This window comes from Kineococcus sp. G2 (assembly GCF_037154035.1).
Lineage (GTDB): Bacteria > Actinomycetota > Actinomycetes > Actinomycetales > Kineococcaceae > Kineococcus.
Genome location: NZ_JBBBEM010000141.1, coordinates 1 through 15,455, shown reverse-complemented (window position 1 = coordinate 15,455; position 15,455 = coordinate 1). Strand labels below are relative to the sequence as shown.

General features: G+C 76.5%; 16 protein-coding genes and 1 riboswitch. Of the genes, 5 read left to right on the top strand and 11 right to left on the bottom strand.

Annotation, left to right across the window (positions count from 1 at the left end; translation table 11 throughout):
• The first annotated feature begins 46 nt into the window (after positions 1-46).
• A riboswitch (SAM riboswitch) is annotated at positions 47-139 on the top strand.
• A 94-nt stretch (positions 140-233) separates the two neighbouring features.
• On the top strand, positions 234-1,226 hold the full coding sequence (locus V9U69_RS19025; RefSeq protein ID WP_337063467.1) for a methylenetetrahydrofolate reductase: 993 nt from the start codon (positions 234-236) through the stop codon (positions 1,224-1,226).
• Positions 1,223-3,607, top strand: a complete 2,385-nt coding sequence (metE, locus tag V9U69_RS19020; RefSeq protein WP_337063465.1) for a 5-methyltetrahydropteroyltriglutamate--homocysteine S-methyltransferase — start codon at positions 1,223-1,225, stop codon at positions 3,605-3,607. The genes V9U69_RS19025 and metE overlap by 4 nt, the downstream gene beginning before the upstream one ends.
• A gap of 68 nt (positions 3,608-3,675) precedes the next feature.
• On the opposite strand, the gene V9U69_RS19015 is transcribed toward metE, so the two are convergent.
• Both V9U69_RS19015 and V9U69_RS19010 read right to left on the bottom strand, forming a co-directional pair.
• On the bottom strand, positions 3,676-3,969 hold the full coding sequence (locus tag V9U69_RS19015) for a putative quinol monooxygenase (protein WP_337063464.1): 294 nt from the start codon (positions 3,967-3,969) through the stop codon (positions 3,676-3,678).
• Between the two features lie 46 nt (positions 3,970-4,015).
• Positions 4,016-4,864: a methylenetetrahydrofolate reductase gene (locus V9U69_RS19010; RefSeq protein WP_337063463.1), complete on the bottom strand. Its 849-nt coding sequence runs from the start codon at positions 4,862-4,864 to the stop codon at positions 4,016-4,018.
• Between the two features lie 76 nt (positions 4,865-4,940).
• Between V9U69_RS19010 and V9U69_RS19005 the strand changes: the two genes are divergently transcribed.
• Positions 4,941-5,381, top strand: a complete 441-nt coding sequence (locus V9U69_RS19005; RefSeq protein WP_337063461.1) for a CrcB family protein — start codon at positions 4,941-4,943, stop codon at positions 5,379-5,381.
• Entirely contained in the window at positions 5,378-5,749 is a 372-nt protein-coding gene (locus V9U69_RS19000; protein ID WP_337063460.1) for a CrcB family protein, read from the top strand. The genes V9U69_RS19005 and V9U69_RS19000 overlap by 4 nt, the downstream gene beginning before the upstream one ends.
• A 16-nt stretch (positions 5,750-5,765) precedes the next feature.
• On the opposite strand, the gene V9U69_RS18995 is transcribed toward V9U69_RS19000, so the two are convergent.
• The 9 genes from V9U69_RS18995 to V9U69_RS18955 form a co-directional block, all read right to left on the bottom strand.
• On the bottom strand, positions 5,766-6,506 hold the full coding sequence (locus V9U69_RS18995) for an IclR family transcriptional regulator domain-containing protein (RefSeq protein ID WP_337063459.1): 741 nt from the start codon (positions 6,504-6,506) through the stop codon (positions 5,766-5,768).
• A gap of 50 nt (positions 6,507-6,556) precedes the next feature.
• Complete coding sequence (locus tag V9U69_RS18990; RefSeq protein WP_442907836.1) at positions 6,557-7,228, bottom strand: 3-oxoacid CoA-transferase subunit B; 672 nt, start codon at positions 7,226-7,228, stop codon at positions 6,557-6,559.
• Positions 7,229-7,254: 26 nt separating this feature from the next.
• On the bottom strand, positions 7,255-7,950 hold the full coding sequence (locus V9U69_RS18985) for a 3-oxoacid CoA-transferase subunit A (protein ID WP_337063457.1): 696 nt from the start codon (positions 7,948-7,950) through the stop codon (positions 7,255-7,257).
• Positions 7,950-9,161 (bottom strand): thiolase family protein, encoded by a 1,212-nt coding sequence (locus tag V9U69_RS18980; RefSeq protein ID WP_337063456.1) that lies wholly within the window; start codon positions 9,159-9,161, stop codon positions 7,950-7,952. The genes V9U69_RS18985 and V9U69_RS18980 overlap by 1 nt, the downstream gene beginning before the upstream one ends.
• An 87-nt stretch (positions 9,162-9,248) precedes the next feature.
• Positions 9,249-10,424 (bottom strand): bifunctional 3-oxoadipate enol-lactonase/4-carboxymuconolactone decarboxylase PcaDC, encoded by a 1,176-nt coding sequence (pcaDC, locus tag V9U69_RS18975; RefSeq protein ID WP_442907835.1) that lies wholly within the window; start codon positions 10,422-10,424, stop codon positions 9,249-9,251.
• Between the two features lie 52 nt (positions 10,425-10,476).
• A complete protein-coding gene (locus tag V9U69_RS18970; protein ID WP_337063453.1) occupies positions 10,477-11,853 on the bottom strand; it encodes a lyase family protein in 1,377 nt (458 codons plus the stop codon).
• Between the two features lie 16 nt (positions 11,854-11,869).
• Complete coding sequence (pcaG, locus tag V9U69_RS18965) at positions 11,870-12,433, bottom strand: protocatechuate 3,4-dioxygenase subunit alpha (protein ID WP_337063451.1); 564 nt, start codon at positions 12,431-12,433, stop codon at positions 11,870-11,872.
• Entirely contained in the window at positions 12,433-13,293 is an 861-nt protein-coding gene (gene pcaH, locus V9U69_RS18960; protein WP_337063450.1) for a protocatechuate 3,4-dioxygenase subunit beta, read from the bottom strand. Before pcaH ends, pcaG begins: the two co-directional genes overlap by 1 nt.
• A 99-nt stretch (positions 13,294-13,392) precedes the next feature.
• A complete protein-coding gene (locus tag V9U69_RS18955) occupies positions 13,393-14,145 on the bottom strand; it encodes an IclR family transcriptional regulator (RefSeq protein WP_337063449.1) in 753 nt (250 codons plus the stop codon).
• A gap of 91 nt (positions 14,146-14,236) precedes the next feature.
• On the opposite strand from V9U69_RS18955, the gene V9U69_RS18950 reads away from it, so the two are divergent.
• A complete protein-coding gene (locus V9U69_RS18950; protein ID WP_442907834.1) occupies positions 14,237-15,412 on the top strand; it encodes a 4-hydroxybenzoate 3-monooxygenase in 1,176 nt (391 codons plus the stop codon).
• Positions 15,413-15,455: the final 43 nt, after the last annotated feature.

Sequence of the window (15,455 nt, the reverse complement as noted above, 5' to 3'; positions counted from 1 at the left end):
CACCACCAGCAGTCGCACCACCAGCAGTCGCACCACCAGCACCGCCACCCCATCCAGAGCGGCCGAGAGTCCTGGCTCGACGACGCCGCAGCAACCCCCCGCAGCGCGGGTGCGGGTGCTTCCGCCAGGTCGATGGAGTCGACGATGTCCCGTCCCCGCACCACCTGTCCCGGGACCACCCGTCCCACGGGTCCGCGCACCCGCCCGGGGCCCGGCGAGCACGGCACCCGGCCGTGAGCGTCGGCGCCCTGGTCGCCGGTGCCGCCGGCCGCCCCACCCTCAGCTTCGAGCTGTTCCCGCCGCGTTCGCCGGCGGCGGCCGACGCCCTGCACGACACGGTCGCCCGCCTGGCGGCCACGGGCCCGGACTTCCTCTCCGTCACGCACGGCGCCGGCGGGGGGACCCGGGACGCCGGCTGCGACCTGCTGCGCCACGTGCGCCGCCACACCGGCGCCGCGGCCCTGGCCCACATCACCTGCGTGGGCGCCACCCGCCGGCAGGTGGTCGACCTCGCCGAGCGGTTCCTCGCCGCCGGGGTGCGCGACGTCCTGGCCGTGCGCGGCGACCCGCCCGCCGGGCGGGTGAGCGAGCCCGCCCCCGGCGACGCCGTGCGGCGGGCGTGCGACCTGGTGGAGCTCCTGCACGTCGCCGACCGCCACCACCGCCTGGCCGGCGCCCCCGGCACCCCGGTCCCGCCGCTGACGGTGGCCGTGGCGGCCTTCCCCTCCTCCCGGCGCGCCGAGGACCTGCGGGCGCTGCGCGCCAAGCAGGACGCGGGAGCGTCCTTCGCGATCACCCAGGTCTGCTACTCGGCGCGCGAGTACGCCGACTTCACCGAGCGGGCGCGCGCAGCCGGCATCACCCTGCCGCTGCTGCCCGGCGTCATCCCCACCACCGACCCGGCCCGGCTGCTGCGCCTGCAGCAGCTGACCGGGGTGCCCGTGCCGGTGGACCTGCTGGCCTCCCTGGAGGCCGCCGCCGAGCACGGCGACGCGGCCCGGCACCGCACCGGCACCCGCTACGGCCAGGCGCTGGCCCGCGACCTGCTCGCGGCCGGTGCGCCCGGCCTGCACCTCTACACGTTCAACTCGGCGCCCGCGGCGCTGGACCTGCTCGAGGGAGCCCACCTCGGCGCCGGGACCCGGACGGTCCCGAGCTCGGCCGGACGGCCGCAGGCATCCGCGGTTCCCCACCACGCCGCCCTCGCGGCAGGAGGATCCCGATGAGCACTGAGAACCCCACCCCCGAGCAGTCCCGTCCCGCCGGCGTCCCCGCCTGGTCCGCCACCGTCCTCGGCTACCCGCGCATCGGCCCGCGCCGGGAGACCAAGAAGGCGCTGGAGGCGCTGTGGTCCGGCAGCGCGGACGTCGCCACCACCGAGCGGGCGCTGGCCGACGTGCGCGCCCGCACCCTGCGCCGCCTGAACGACCTGGGCCTGCACGCGCACGACGCGTCCATCCCCTCGGCGTTCTCCGCGTACGACCACGTCCTCGACGCGGCGATCTCGATCGGCGCCGTGCCGCCGCGCTTCGCCGACGTCGTCGGTGCCGACGGGCGGGTCGACCTGGCGGGGCTGTCCACGATCGCCCGGGGCCGCGGCGCGGACGCACCGCTGGAGATGACGAAGTGGTTCGACACGAACTACCACTACCTGGTCCCCGAGATCGCGCCCGGCACGCGGTTCCGCCTCGCCGACGACCGCGGCGTGCGGGAGTTCTCCGAGGCCCTCGCCGACGGCTTCCTCACCCGCCCCGTCCTCGTGGGGCCGGTGACGTTCCTCCTGCTGTCCAAGCCCGCCGACGGCAGCCCGGAGGGGTTCGCCCCGATCGACCGGCTGACGGACCTGCTCCCCGCCTACGCGGAACTGCTCGCCGCCTACGCCGCCGCCGGCGCCGAGTGGGTGCAGCTGGACGAGCCCGCCCTCGTCAGCGACTCCGCGACCGCCGGCGTGAGCGACCTGCACGCCCTGGTGCGCTCCGCCTACGACGCCCTCACCGCCGCCCCGGGGCGTCCCCGGCTGCTCGTGGCCGCGCCCTACGGCGACCTGGGCGACGTCCTGGAGCCGCTGGCCGCCACCGCCGTCGACGCGATCGCGATCGACCTGGTGCGCGGCGCCGTCCCGGCCTCGGCCCCGGACGGCCTGGCCGGCAAGACCCTCGTCGCGGGTGTCGTCGACGGCCACAACGTGTGGCGCGCCGATCTCGCCGCGGCGCTGCGCCGCCTGCAGCAGCTGGCACCGCTGACCGGCACCGTCGTCGCGTCCACCTCCACCTCCCTGCTGCACGTGCCGCACGACGTCGCCGAGGAGACGGGGCTGGACGAGCGGCTGCGCGGCTGGCTGGCCTTCGCCGACCAGAAGGTCGGCGAGGTCGTGCTGCTGGGGGAGGCGCTGCGCGACCCCGACACCCGCGCCGACGCGATCGCCGCCGGCTCGGCGGCGCGCGCCGACCGCCTCGCCGCCCCCGGCGTGGTGCGCGGCGACGTGCGCGAGCGCCTCGCCGCCCTTCGGCCGCAGGACCTGCGCCGCAGCGACTACGCGACGCGGCGCGCTGCGCAGGAGAGCGCGCTGGGTCTGCCGCTGCTGCCCACCACCACCATCGGCTCGTTCCCGCAGACCGGCGAGATCCGCTCCGCGCGCGCCGCCCGGGCGGCCGGGCGCCTGTCCCAGGAGCAGTACGAGGAGTTCCTGCGCGCGGAGATCGACCGCGTCGTCGCGCTGCAGGAGGAGATCGGCCTGGACGTCCTCGTCCACGGCGAACCCGAGCGCAACGACATGGTGCAGTACTTCGCGGAGAACCTCGACGGTTTCGCGGTGACCCGCCACGGGTGGGTGCAGTCCTACGGTTCGCGCTGCGTGCGCCCGCCGATCCTGTGGGGCGACGTGACCCGCCCTGCGCCGATCACGGTGCCGTGGAGCACGCACGCCGCCTCCCGCACGTCCCGGCCGGTCAAGGGGATGCTCACCGGGCCGGTGACGATCCTGGCGTGGTCGTTCGTGCGCGACGACCAGCCGCTGGGCGACACCGCCCGCCAGGTCGCCCTCGCCCTGCGCGACGAGGTCGCCGACCTGGAGGCGGCCGGCATCGGCGTCGTGCAGGTCGACGAGCCGGCGCTGCGCGAGCTGCTGCCGCTGCGCCGTGCCGACCAGCCCGCCTACCTGGACTGGTCGGTGGCGGCGTTCCGGCTGGCGACGGCCGGTGCCGCGGACGCCACGCAGATCCACACCCACCTGTGCTACTCGGAGTTCGGCGAGGTCATCGACGCCATCGACGGGCTCGACGCGGACGTGACGAGCATCGAGGCGGCGCGCTCGCGCATGGAGGTGCTGCCGGACATCGCCCGCGCCGGGTTCGCCCGCGGCATCGGCCCGGGCGTGCACGACATCCACTCCCCGCGGGTCCCGGCCCGGGAGGAGATCACCGAGCTGCTGCGCCTGGCGGTGGCCTCGGTGCCCGCCCGGCAGGTGTGGGTGAACCCCGACTGCGGGCTGAAGACCCGCGGGTACGCCGAGACGGTCCCGGCGCTGCGGAACCTCGTCGCCGCCGCCGCGGAGGTCCGTGCGGAACTGGCCGCCGAACCGGTCGCGGAGCCGGTCCCGGCGAGCTGACGCCCCCGGCCACCCGTCCCCGGGCGGGGCGGGGACGGGTGGCCGGGCCGCCCGGCGGCGTGAGCGGTTCAGCCGCGCAGCGGTGTGAGCATTTCCGCGCGCACCGACGTGACCAGTTCCCGCACGCCGCGCAGGAACTGCGCGGTGCCCTCTCGCGCCTCGTGCGCGGCGTGGGCGTCGCGGTCGGCGTACTCCTCGTAGAACAGCCGGGCCAGCGGCTCGCCCTCGACGCGGTGCGGCACGTACGTCAGCGTCCCGGGCTCCTCGGCGAGGATCTCCGGCACGGCGCGGGTCACGAGGTCGTCGAACGCGGCGGCGGCCTCCTCGTCGGGCAGGTCGAAGCGGACGGCGATGGCGAACACGGGGCCTCCGGTGTCGTGGGTGTCTGTCGGGGGTGTCGGTGGTTCCTCAGCGGCGCCGGCCCAGCCGGCGCAGCGCATCCTGCCGCCACGCCTCCGTGCCCGCCACGTCGTTGAAGGTGAACACGTGCAGCCCGGTCACGTGGTGCCCCGGCGCGCCGAACTCGTCGGCCAGGCCCTCCACGACCGGCCCCGGGTCGTACCCGCGCCGGGTGAAGAACCGGCGCAGCAGCCCGGGCTGCTTGCGCAGGAACCTCGCGGACTCGCCGACGCCGATGCCGGCGGTGATGCGCAGCAGCTTCTCGCGGCTCACCGCTCCCGGCACGCCCACCCGCACCGGCAGGTGCACGCCCAGCGCGGCGACCTCGCGGGCCCAGGAGGCGATCACCGCGGGGTCGAAGCAGACCTGCGTGACGACGTGGTGCGCCAGCGGCGCCTTCTGCACCAGGGAGCGCTCGAGAGCGGCCGCGTCGAGGGAGGCGTGCCCCTCCGGGTACCCGGCGATGCCGACGTCGCCGAACGGGTGACCGATCGCCTCCAGGGCCTGCAGGAGCGAGCGGGCGTCGGGGAACTCCCCGGTCTCGCGCGCGTCACCGCCCACGACGAAGACCGAGGTGGTGCCCGCGGCGCGCAGGCGGTCCACCACCTCGCGCAGCTCCGCCCCGTCGCGCAGCATCCGCGCCGACAGGTGCGGCGCGACGCGGTACCCCTCGGCGGTCAGCCGCTCGGTCAGCTCCAGCGTCGCGGCCGTGCCCCTCGACGGCGAGGCCGTCACGGTCAGCGGCACCGTGCGCGGGACGTGGGCCAGCACGGCCTCCGCCGTGCCGGGGAACGGCAGCACCTCGTACCCCGCGGACTCCAGCGCCCTCCGCAGCGGCTGCCCCACCCGATCCGCCACCTGGCCCCCTCGTCCGGTTCCTCGTCCCGCCCCGCCACCACCCGTCGCGGCGCGCGGTGGCCTAGCCTGCCCCACCGTGAGCACCGTCCCTCCAGCCACCTCCTCCCGGGCGGTCGCGTGGGGGGCGGTGGCGGCAGGCGCCGCCGCCGGTGCGCTCGCCCGCCACGGCGCGGGCCGCTGGCTGACGACCCCGCAGGGCGGGTGGCCGGTGGCCACCACCGTCGTCAACCTGCTCGGCTGCCTGGCCCTCGGCCTGCTGCTGGAGGGGCTCGCCCGTCGCGGTCCGGACACCGGCCGGCGGCGCCTGCTGCGGCTCGGGCTGGGCACGGGCCTGATCGGCAGCTTCACCACGTACAGCACGCTCGCGGTGGAGACGGACCTGCTGGCCCGCGGCGGGGCGGTGGGCGTGGCGGTCGCGTACCCGCTCGTCTCCGTCGTGGCCGGGGTGGTCCTGTGCGGGGCGGGCGTCGCCCTCGCCGGGCGGCTGCTGCCGCGGCCGGCGGGGGAGGGCGCGTGACGCTGGTGGTGCTGGCGCTCGCCGCGGCGGCCGGGGCGCTGACCCGCCACGCGGTGGACGGCGCCCTCAAGCGCCGCCGGCCGCAGCGCCCCACCGCCGCGGTCCTCACCGTCAACGTCACCGGCAGCCTGCTGCTCGGCCTGCTCACCGGCCTCGTCCTCGCGCACGGCGCACCGGGCTCGCTGCTCACCGTGCTGGGCACGGGGTTCTGCGGCAGCTACACCACGTTCAGCACGGCGTGCTTCGAGACGGTGGGGCTGCTGCGGCGCGGGCGGCTCGCGGCGGCGGCCGCGCACGCCACCACCACGGTCGTCGCCACGACCACGGCCGCGGCGATCGGTCTGGCCGTCACCGGTGCGCTGTCCTGACCGGGTGCGGGCCGCGTCAGCCGCGGGCGAGGTCCTCCTCGATCGCTGCCGCGCACTCGCGCAGCCGCGGCAGCACGTCGCGGCGCAGCGAGGCGGTGCTGAACCGGCTCGCCGGCACGGACACGTTCACCGCGGCCACCACGGCGCCGTCCCGGTGCAGCGGCACCGCCACCGAGCGCACCCCGTCCTCCAGCTCCTGGTCCACCAGGGCGAAACCCTGCGAGCGCACCCGCTGCAGCTCGGCCAGCACCGGCGCCGTCTCGTGCAGGGTGCGCGCCGTCAGCGCCTGCGGGTGGGTGCCCTCCACGCGCCGCGCCGCGTCGGCCGGGTCCAGCTCCGCCAGCAGCACCCGGCCCATCGAGGTGGCGTGCGCGGGGAAGCGGGTGCCCACCGTGATGGCGGCGGACATGATGCGCCGCGTCGCCACCCGGGCCACGTACACGATGTCGCCGCCGTCGAGGACCGACACCGAGCACGACTCCTGCAGCTGCGCCGACAACCGCTCCAGGTGCGGCTGCGCCAGGTCCGGCAGCGACAGGCTGGACAGGTAGCTGTAGCCGAGGTCCAGGACCCGTGGGGTCAGCCGGAACGTGCGCCCGTCCGTGCTGACGTACCCCAGGTCGAGCAGGGTCAGCAGGAACCGGCGCGCCGCCGCGCGGGTGGTGCCGGTGCGGCGCGCCACGTCCGCCACTCCCAGTTCGGGGTGCTCGGCGTCGAAGCAGCGGATGACCGCCAGGCCGCGCGCGAACGCCTGCACGCGCTCGCTGCGCGGCTCCGGGCCGGTGCCCTGCCCGGGCTCGGACGCGTTCAGAGGTCCTCCAGCCGCAGCAGCGGCACCGGCAGGCGCTCGCGCAGGCCCTCCACCGTGGTGCCCCAGGTCTCGCGGACCACGACACCGTGCGGGCCCACGTCGAACGCCCCCAGGTCGGTGAACACGCGCCGCACGCACGCCAGCCCCGTCAGCGGGTACGTGCACTCCGGCACCAGCTTGGCGGAACCGTCGCGCGCGAACAGCGTCATCACCACGAACACCTGCTTCGCGCCGGTGGCCAGGTCCATCGCGCCGCCCACGGCGGGGATCGCGCCGGGAGCACCGGTGTGCCAGTTGGCGAGGTCACCGCGCGCGGAGACCTGGAACGCCCCCAGCACGCACACGTCCAGGTGGCCGCCGCGCATCATCGCGAAGGAGTCCGCGTGGTGGAAGTACGCCGCGCCGGGCAGTTCCGTGACGGGGACCTTCCCCGCGTTGATGAGCTCGGGATCGACCTGATCGCCCACCGCGGCCGGTCCCATGCCGAGCATGCCGTTCTCCGTGTGCAGGGTCACGCCCTGGTCGGCGGTGAGGTGGTCGGCGACCAGCGTGGGCTGCCCGATGCCGAGGTTCACGTACGAACCGCGGGGGATGTCGCGCGCCACGACCGCGGCCAGCTCGTCGCGGCCCAGGGGAGCGGCGTCCGGGTGCTCGACCGTCCGGGACAGCTGCCCCGCGGGGGTTCCGGTGCTGCTCACGCGCGTCGTTCCTCGGTGCTGCCGGGGGTCCCGGGTGCCCCGGTGACGACGACCCGGTCCACGAAGATGCCGGGCGTCACCACCGTCTCGGGGTCGATCGCGCCGGTCGGGACCAGTTCGCTCACCTGCACGATCGTCGTGGTGGCGGCCGTGGCCATGACCGGGCCGAAGTTCCGGGCGGTCTTGCGGTACACCAGGTTCCCCACGCCGTCCGCGCGGTGGGCGGCGATCAGCGCCACGTCCCCGCGGATGGGGAGCTCCAGGACGAACTCGCGGCCGTCGATGGTGCGGTGCTCCTTGCCCTCGGCCAGCAGCGTGCCGGCGCCGGTGGGGGTGTAGAAGGCGCCGATGCCGGCGCCGGCGGCGCGCAGCCGCTCGGCCAGGTTCCCCTGCGGGACCACCTCCAGCTCCACCTCCCCCGCCCGGTAGAGCTCGTCGAAGACGAACGAGTCGCTCTGCCGGGGGAAGGAGCAGACCACCTTGCGCACCTGCCCGGCCGCCAGCAGGGCGGCCAGCCCGGTGGTGCCGTTGCCGGCGTTGTTGTTCACGACCGTCAGGTCCTTCGCGCCGCGGCGCAGCAGGGCCTCGATGAGGACGTACGGCATCCCCGCGGTGCCGAAACCCCCGATGAGGACGGTGGAGCCGTCCTGCACGTCCGCGACCGCCTCGTCCGCGGAGGCGCACACCCGCATCACGAGGCGCTCCGGGCGGTGCGCGCGGTGGTGTCGAGGTTCTCCAGCACGACGGCGAGACCCTGGCCGACGCCGATGCAGATCGCCGCCACGCCCCAGCGCTCCCCGGTGGCGCGCAGCACCGCGGCGAGGGTCCCCAGCACCCGGCCGCCGGAGGCGCCCAGCGGGTGGCCCAGGGCGATGGCCCCGCCCCACCGGTTGACGATCCCCGGGTCGACGCCCCAGGCGTCGACGCAGGCCAGGGACTGCACGGCGAACGCCTCGTTGAGCTCCACGGCACCCACGTCGGACCAGCCGATCCCCGCACGGCGCAGCGCGCGCTCGGCGGCCTCCACGGGGGCGTACCCGAACACCTGCGGTTCCAGCGCCGCCGTGCCGCGCCCGGCGATGCGCGCCAGCGGCTCGCGGCCGACCACGTCGACGGCGTCCTCGGCGGCGATGAGCAGCGCGGAGGCGCCGTCGCTCAGGGGGGAGGCGTTGCCGGCGGTGATCGTCCCGTCGGGGCGGAACGCCGGGGTCAGCCCCGCCAGCTTCTCCACCGACGTGGTGGGGCGGATGCCCTCGTCGCGCGTCAGGTCGGTGCCGGGGACCGGCGCCACCCAGGCGTCGTAGTGCCCCGCGTCCCAGGCTGCCGCCGCGCGGCGGTGCGAGCCGGCGGCGAACTCGTCCTGGCGCTCGCGGCCGATGCCGAACCGCTCGACGAGCTGCTCGTTGGACTCGCCGAGCGAGACGGTCCACTCCTGGGGCATGCGCGGGTTCACCAGCCGCCACCCCAGCGTCGTCGACACGGCGGTGACGTCGCCCACCGGGAACGGCCCGTCGGGCTTGGGCAGGACCCACGGCGCACGGCTCATCGACTCCACGCCACCGGCGACGACGACGCGCGCGTCACCGGTCTCGATCTCGCGGGAGGCGATCATCGCGGCGTCCAGGCTGGAACCGCACAGGCGGTTGACCGTGGTGCCGGGCACGGTGACGGGGAAGCCGGCCAGCAGCGGTGCCATGCGCCCGACGTTGCGGTTGTCCTCGCCGGCGCCGTTGGCGTCGCCGAGCACGACGTCGTCGACCGCTGCGGGGGCCAGGCCGGGGGAGCGGCGCAGCAGCTCGCTCAGCGTGCCCGCTGCGAGGTCGTCGGGGCGCACGCCGGACAGCGCCCCGCGGAACCTGCCGAAGGGCGTGCGGACGGCGTCGTAGAGGTGTGCGGCGGGCATCGGGCCTCCGTGTTCGCTGTGCGAACGCTTGTGCGTCCTACGTACAACGTCAGGGTACGCCCGCCGACCGACCGGTGGGGGCGGGGGTCAGGCGTCCTGCGCGAGGACCTCGCGGTAGACGCGGAACGCGGTGTTGGCGTCCGGGACGCCGCAGTAGACCGCCGACTGCAGCAGCACCTCGACGATCTCCTGCTGCGTCAGGCCGTTGCGCACCGCGGCGCGCAGGTGCATCGCCAGTTCCTCGTGGTGCCCGCGGGCGATGAGCGCGGTCAGGGTGATCATCGAGCGCTCGCGCCGGGACAGGCCCTCGCGCGTCCAGATCCCGCCCCACGCGTAGCGGGTGATCATCTCCTGGAAGTCGCGGGTCACGTCGTCCACGCCCGCCGTGGCGCGGTCCACGTGCGCCGGCCCCAGCACCTCCCGGCGCACCGCCATCCCCGCCGCGTACTGCTCGCCCAGCGTGCGCCGCTGCGCGGCCGGGGCGGCGAGCACGTGGTGGCGCAGCAGGTCCGCCACCGCCACCGGGTCCTCCACGGGCAGCTGGTGGGCCGCCCCCGCCACGACGGTGGCCAGCGCCCCGGGGGCGCGGCCGACGGCGAGGGTCTCGTCGACGGGCACCACGACGTCGAGCTCACCTGCCACGGCCAGCACCGGCACCCGCAGCTCCCCCAGCCGCCCGGTGACGTCGAGACCCGAGAGCAGTTCGCACGCGGCGGCGTACGAGGCCGCGTCGGTGGCCGCCAGGTCGTCCAGCAGGGCTCGCACCACCTCCGGTCGCCGGGCCGCGAAACCCGGGGCGAACCAGCGCGCGGCCGAGGCCTCCACGAGCGGTCCCGTGCCGTGCTCGCGCACCTGCGCGGCCCGCTCGCGCCAGCCGGCCGGCGTGCCGATGCGCGGCGCGCTGCACAGGACCCCGACGGCCGACACCGCGCCGGGGGAGTCCAGGGCCAGCTGGAGACCGATCGCCCCGCCGATGGAGTCGCCGGCGTACGCGAACGCCTCACCGGGCCGGCCCCGCTCGGCCTGCACCGCGGCGCCGAACGAGGCGACGTCCGCCGCCAGCCGCCCGGCCGTCAGCGCGGTGGCCGGGGCCGCGTCGCCGTGACCGGGCAGGTCCCACCCGACGACGACGGCGGTGCCCGCCAGGCGCTGGGCCACCTCGCTCCACAGCGTGCGGCTGGTCGTGCCCAGGGAGGGGCCGACCACGAGCAGGGGCAGGTCCGCCGGTGCGGGACCGGTCCCGTCGAGGCGGGTGGTGGACAGCAGGCTCACGGTTCCTCCGGAGTGGTGCGGTGCGTGCGGGGTCGTCGCGGGCTCACCCGCGCGCGCGGGTGAGGACGGCGTCGACGACGAGGCCGGCGGTGCCCAGGTAACCGCGCGGGTCGGCCAGGCGGCCCAGCAGCTCGTCCACCTCCCCGGCGCGGGCGCCGGTGCGCTGCACCAGCGCCTCGCGCAGCGCGGTGACGTCCGCGGCGCCGAGGACCTGCTTCGCCCCCGCGGTCCCCAGCGGGCCGTTCGGCGTGGGCAGCTGCGCCAGCGCCGGGACGAGCCGCTCCGCCAGGGCGCCGGGCAGCGCCGCGTCGAGGTTGCGGGCCATCGCCGCGGCGTCCACCTCCAGCCCGCCGAGCAGCTCGGTGGCCTGCCGGGCGGCGGCCAGCGTCGTGCGGGCCAGCGCCGCCAGGGCGGGCCACTCGGTGTGCCACGCGCCCGCGGGCCGTTCGTCGCCGGCGCCGGCGGCGGCGGCGTGCAGCTGCGCCGCCAGGGCCGGCGCGCTGTCCGCGGTGCGGCGCAGCAGCACGGACAGGGCGGGGTTGCGCTTCTGCGGCATGGTGGAGGACGCGCCGCGGCCGGGGGCGGCGGGCTCGCGCAGCTCGGCCACCTCGCTGCGCGAGGCGGTCAGCACGTCGGCCGCCACGTGCCCCAGGGCGTCGGTGACCGCGACGAACGCGTCGCCCAGGACCGTCACCGGCCGGCGCGCGGTGTGCCACGGCGGGCGGTGCGCCAGGCCCAGGCGCTGCGCGGCGTCGGCGGCCACGGCGTCGGCCGCCGCGGCGGCGTCGGCCCCGGCGGGCAGCGCGGCGCGGAGCCGCTCCACCAGCCCCGCGAGCGTCCCGACCGCCCCGCCGAACTGCGCGGGCGCCGGCGGCAGCGCCGCCAGCGCGTCGCGGGCGTCCAGCACCGCCGTCAGCCACGAGGCGACGCGCGCCCCGAACGTCGTGGGCAGCGCGTGCTGCGTGAGCGTGCGCGCGACGGTGGGCGTGTCCCGGTGCCGCGCGGCCAGCGCGACCAGCGCGGCCACCTGCGCGTCCACCTCGGGGCGCAGCTGCACGACCACGTCGCGGGCGCACAGCTGCAGCGCGGTGTCCACCACGTCCTGGCTGGTCAGGCCGCGGTGGACGGCCGCCGCGGCCCGCGGGCCGGCCGCGGCGCCGGCGCGCTCGCGCAGCAGGGCCACCAGCGGCAGGACGGGGTTCCCGCCGCCCTCGCCCGCCTCGCCGAGCTGCGCCAGCTCCGCCGGGCCGAGGGCCGACGCGGCGCCGTCCAGGACGTCACCGCCGACCGGGCTGAGCCTCGCGGCGGCCAGGGCGTCCAGCCACGCGGCCTCCACCCGGACCATCGCCGTGGCGAACGCGGCGTCGCCGAACGCGTCGCCCGCCCGGTGCAGGCCCGGCCAGAACAGCGCCGACACCATCAGCGCGAACCCCCCGTCACCGCGTCCCGTGCTCCAGGAACACCGTCTCGCCCTCGCCCTGCAGGCGGACGTCGAAGCGCAGGGAACCGTCCGCCTCGCGCACGCACACGAGCGTGCGGGCCCGTTCCGGCGGGAGCGACGCGAGCAGGGCGTCGCCCGGCGCGGAACCGTCCGGGCCGGGCAGGTAGGCGCGCGTGAGCAACCGGTGCATCAGGCCGCGCGCGAACACCGCCACGACGAAGAAGGGCGCACCGCCGCCGGTGCGCGCCGGCTCGCGCGTCCAGAACCGGTACCCGCCGGTGCGGTCCGTGCCGCAGCGGCCGAAACCGCTGAACGTGGCGCCGTCGCGGCCGAACGTGCCGACCGCGGTGGGCGCGGAACCGTCCGGGTTCGCCTGCCACACCTCCAGCAGCGCGTCCGGCACCGGCACCCCGAGCCCGTCGAGCACGGTGCCGTGCAGGCGGACCGAACCCGGGGACGTCGGCGGGACGAGTTCGCCGTCACCGGCGAACGGCAGCGCGAACCCGTAGAACGGCCCCACGGTCTGGCCGGGGGTGGGGCGCGGGATCGGGGTTCCCATCAGTGCTCCTCGCCGGGTTCGGGTTCGGGCTCCAGCCAGGTGCGGTGCGAGCCGGTCAGCACGATGTCCCAGCGGTACCCCGTGCACCACTCGTGCTGGGTGACGGAGTGGTCGTAGCGGGCCACGAGCAGCTCGCGGTCGACCGGGTCGGTGATGGACTGGTAGATCGGGTCCAGGTCGAACAGGGGGTCGCCGGGGAAGTACATCTGGGTGACCAGCCGCTGCGTGAACTCCGTGCCGAACAGCGAGAAGTGGATGTGCGCCGGCCGCCAGGCGTTGCGGTGGTTCTTCCACGGGTACGGGCCCGGCTTGATCGTCGTGAACCGGTACCAGCCGTCCTCGTCGGTCAGGCAGCGGCCCACCCCCAGGAAGTTCGGGTCCAGCGGCGCGGGGTGCTGGTCGCGCTTGTGCACGTACCGCCCCGCGGCGTTGGCCTGCCACACCTCCACCAGCTGCCGGCGCACCGGGCGGCCCTCGCCGTCCACGACCCGGCCGGTGACGACCATCCGCTCGCCGACGGGGGCGCCGGGGAAGCCGATCGTCAGGTCGGCCTCCAGCGGGTCGATGTCGCGCTCGCCGAAGACGGGGGAGAACAGCTCCACGTCCTCCGGGTCGGCGCGCACCGCCTCCTTGGTGGGGTGGCGCAGCACGGAGCTGCGGTACGGCGCGAAGTCGCGGCGGGTCGCGGGCACGTGCTCGCCGCGCCCGCGCGCCTCGGCGTCGGCGGTGTGCACCGCGGCGATCTCGGCGCTGATCTGCTCCTGGGTGAAGACCGCCGCGTCGGAGGAGGCGATCCGCTCCTCCGCCCGCACCTCGGCTCCGCTGCGCCGCGCGGTCTCGCGGCTGGTGTCGACGCTCATGCTCGTCCCTCCCGGTCGCTGCGGTGCGACCACGGCCCGAGTGCACCACCCGCGCGCGCGAGGAGCACCAAAGCCTTCCGCCTCGCGGAAGCCGGGTGCTCAGTCCCGCCGCGGCAGCGAGCGCTCGATGCCCGCGGCGGTCACCCGCAGCGCCGTCAGCAGCGACTGCTGCACCGGGGAACCGGCCTCGAAGGGCGCCACGACCACCCCGAGCGCCGCCACCACGGTGCCGGTGCGGTCGCGCACCGGCACCGCCAGCGAGGAGGCGCCCGGCGTCATCTCCTGGTCGGTCAGCGCCCAGCCCTGCTCCCGCACCCGGGCCAGCTGCGCCGCCAGCACGTCCGCGTCGGTCACCGCCCACGGCGTGGGGGCCACGAGGTCGGCGCAGCAGCGGTCCACCACCTCCTGCGGCGCGTGGGCCAGCAGCACCTTGCCCACCCCCGTCGTGTGCAGCGGCAGCCGGCTGCCGACCTCGCTGACGATCGGCACCGACCAGCGGCCCGAGGTGCGGTCCACGTACAGCGCGCGGGCACCGTCCAGCACGGCGACGTGGACGGTGGCCTTCGTCGCGGCGTGCAGGTCGTGCACGAACGGCGCGGCCACCACCCGCAGGTCCGTCTGCACCGGCGCCAGCAGCCCCAGGTTCCACAACCGCCGGCCCACCACGTACGTGTCGTCGGGGCGCCGCTCCAGCGCCCCCCACGCCGCCAGCTCCGCCACGATGCGGTGCGCCGTCGTCAGGGCCAGCCCGGCCCGCTCCGCGAGCCGCGTCAGGGTCAGGCGCCGGTGCCCGTCGTCGAAGGCCCCCAGCACGGCCAGCAGCTTCCCGGCCGCCGTCGGTGTCGCGTCCACCCGCGCAGTGTGCCCCGGCCCCGCTTCCACCTCGCGGAAGGGACCACCCGCCCGGCGGTGGCGGCGCCCTACCGTGCCGACCATGCGCTCACTGCGGAGCCGGGTCGCCATCGTCGGCGCGGGACCGGCCGGACTGCTCCTGTCCCACCTGCTGGCCGCCGAGGGGGTGGAGTCGGTCGTGCTGGAGACCCGCAGCCGGGAGTACGTCGCGGCGAGGGTGCGCGCCGGCATCCTGGAGCACTCCACCGTCCAGCTGCTCACCGACGCCGGCCTCGGCGGGAGGCTGCGCGAACGGGGCGACGAGCACCGCGGCATCCACCTGCAGTGGCCGCACGAGCGCCACCACCTCGACTTCGTGGACCTCACCGGCCGCAGCGTGTGGGTGTACGGGCAGACCGAGGTGCAGAAGGACCTCGTCGACGCGGCCGACGCGCGCGGGCAGGACGTGCGCTACGAGGTCACCGACGTGCAGCTGCACGAGCTGGAGACCGAGCGCCCGCACGTGACGTTCACCGCCGCCGACGGGACCGCCCACCGCCTCGACGCCGACGTCGTCGTCGGCTGCGACGGTTCCTTCGGGCCCAGCCGCGCCGCGGTGCCCGGCACCGTGCGCCGCTCCTGGGAGCGCACCTACCCGTACTCCTGGCTGGGCGTCCTCGCCGACGTCGCCCCCTCCACCGACGAGCTGATCTACGCCTGGCACCCCGAGGGCTTCGCCATGCACTCCATGCGCTCGGCCACCGTCAGCCGCCTGTACCTGCAGGTGCCCAACGGCACCGACGTCGCCGACTGGTCCGACGACCGGATCTGGGACGCGCTGGCCACCCGCCTCGGCCACGGCCAGGACGGCTGGGAACTGACCCCCGGGCCCATCACGAGCAAGAGCGTGCTGCCCATGCGCAGCTACGTGCAGACCCCCATGCGCCACGGCCGCCTGTTCCTGGCCGGCGACGCCGCGCACACCGTGCCGCCCACCGGCGCCAAGGGCCTGAACCTCGCCGTCGCCGACGTCGCGCTGCTGGCCCCCGCCCTGGCCGAACTGCTCGTGAAGGGCGACGCGACGCTGGCGGACGCCTACTCCGACACCGCGTTGCGGCGGGTGTGGCGCTGCACGCACTTCTCCTGGTGGATGACCACGATGCTGCACACCTCCGGCGACCGGTTCGACGAGCAGCTGCAGCTGTCGCAGCTGCGGTGGGTCGCCACCAGCGAGGCGGGCGCCACCGGCCTGGCGGAGAACTACGCGGGCCTGCCCATCGGTTTCTGATCCGCGCCCCGGGTCCCCGGCGCCCCCGCGCCCGGCAGACCCG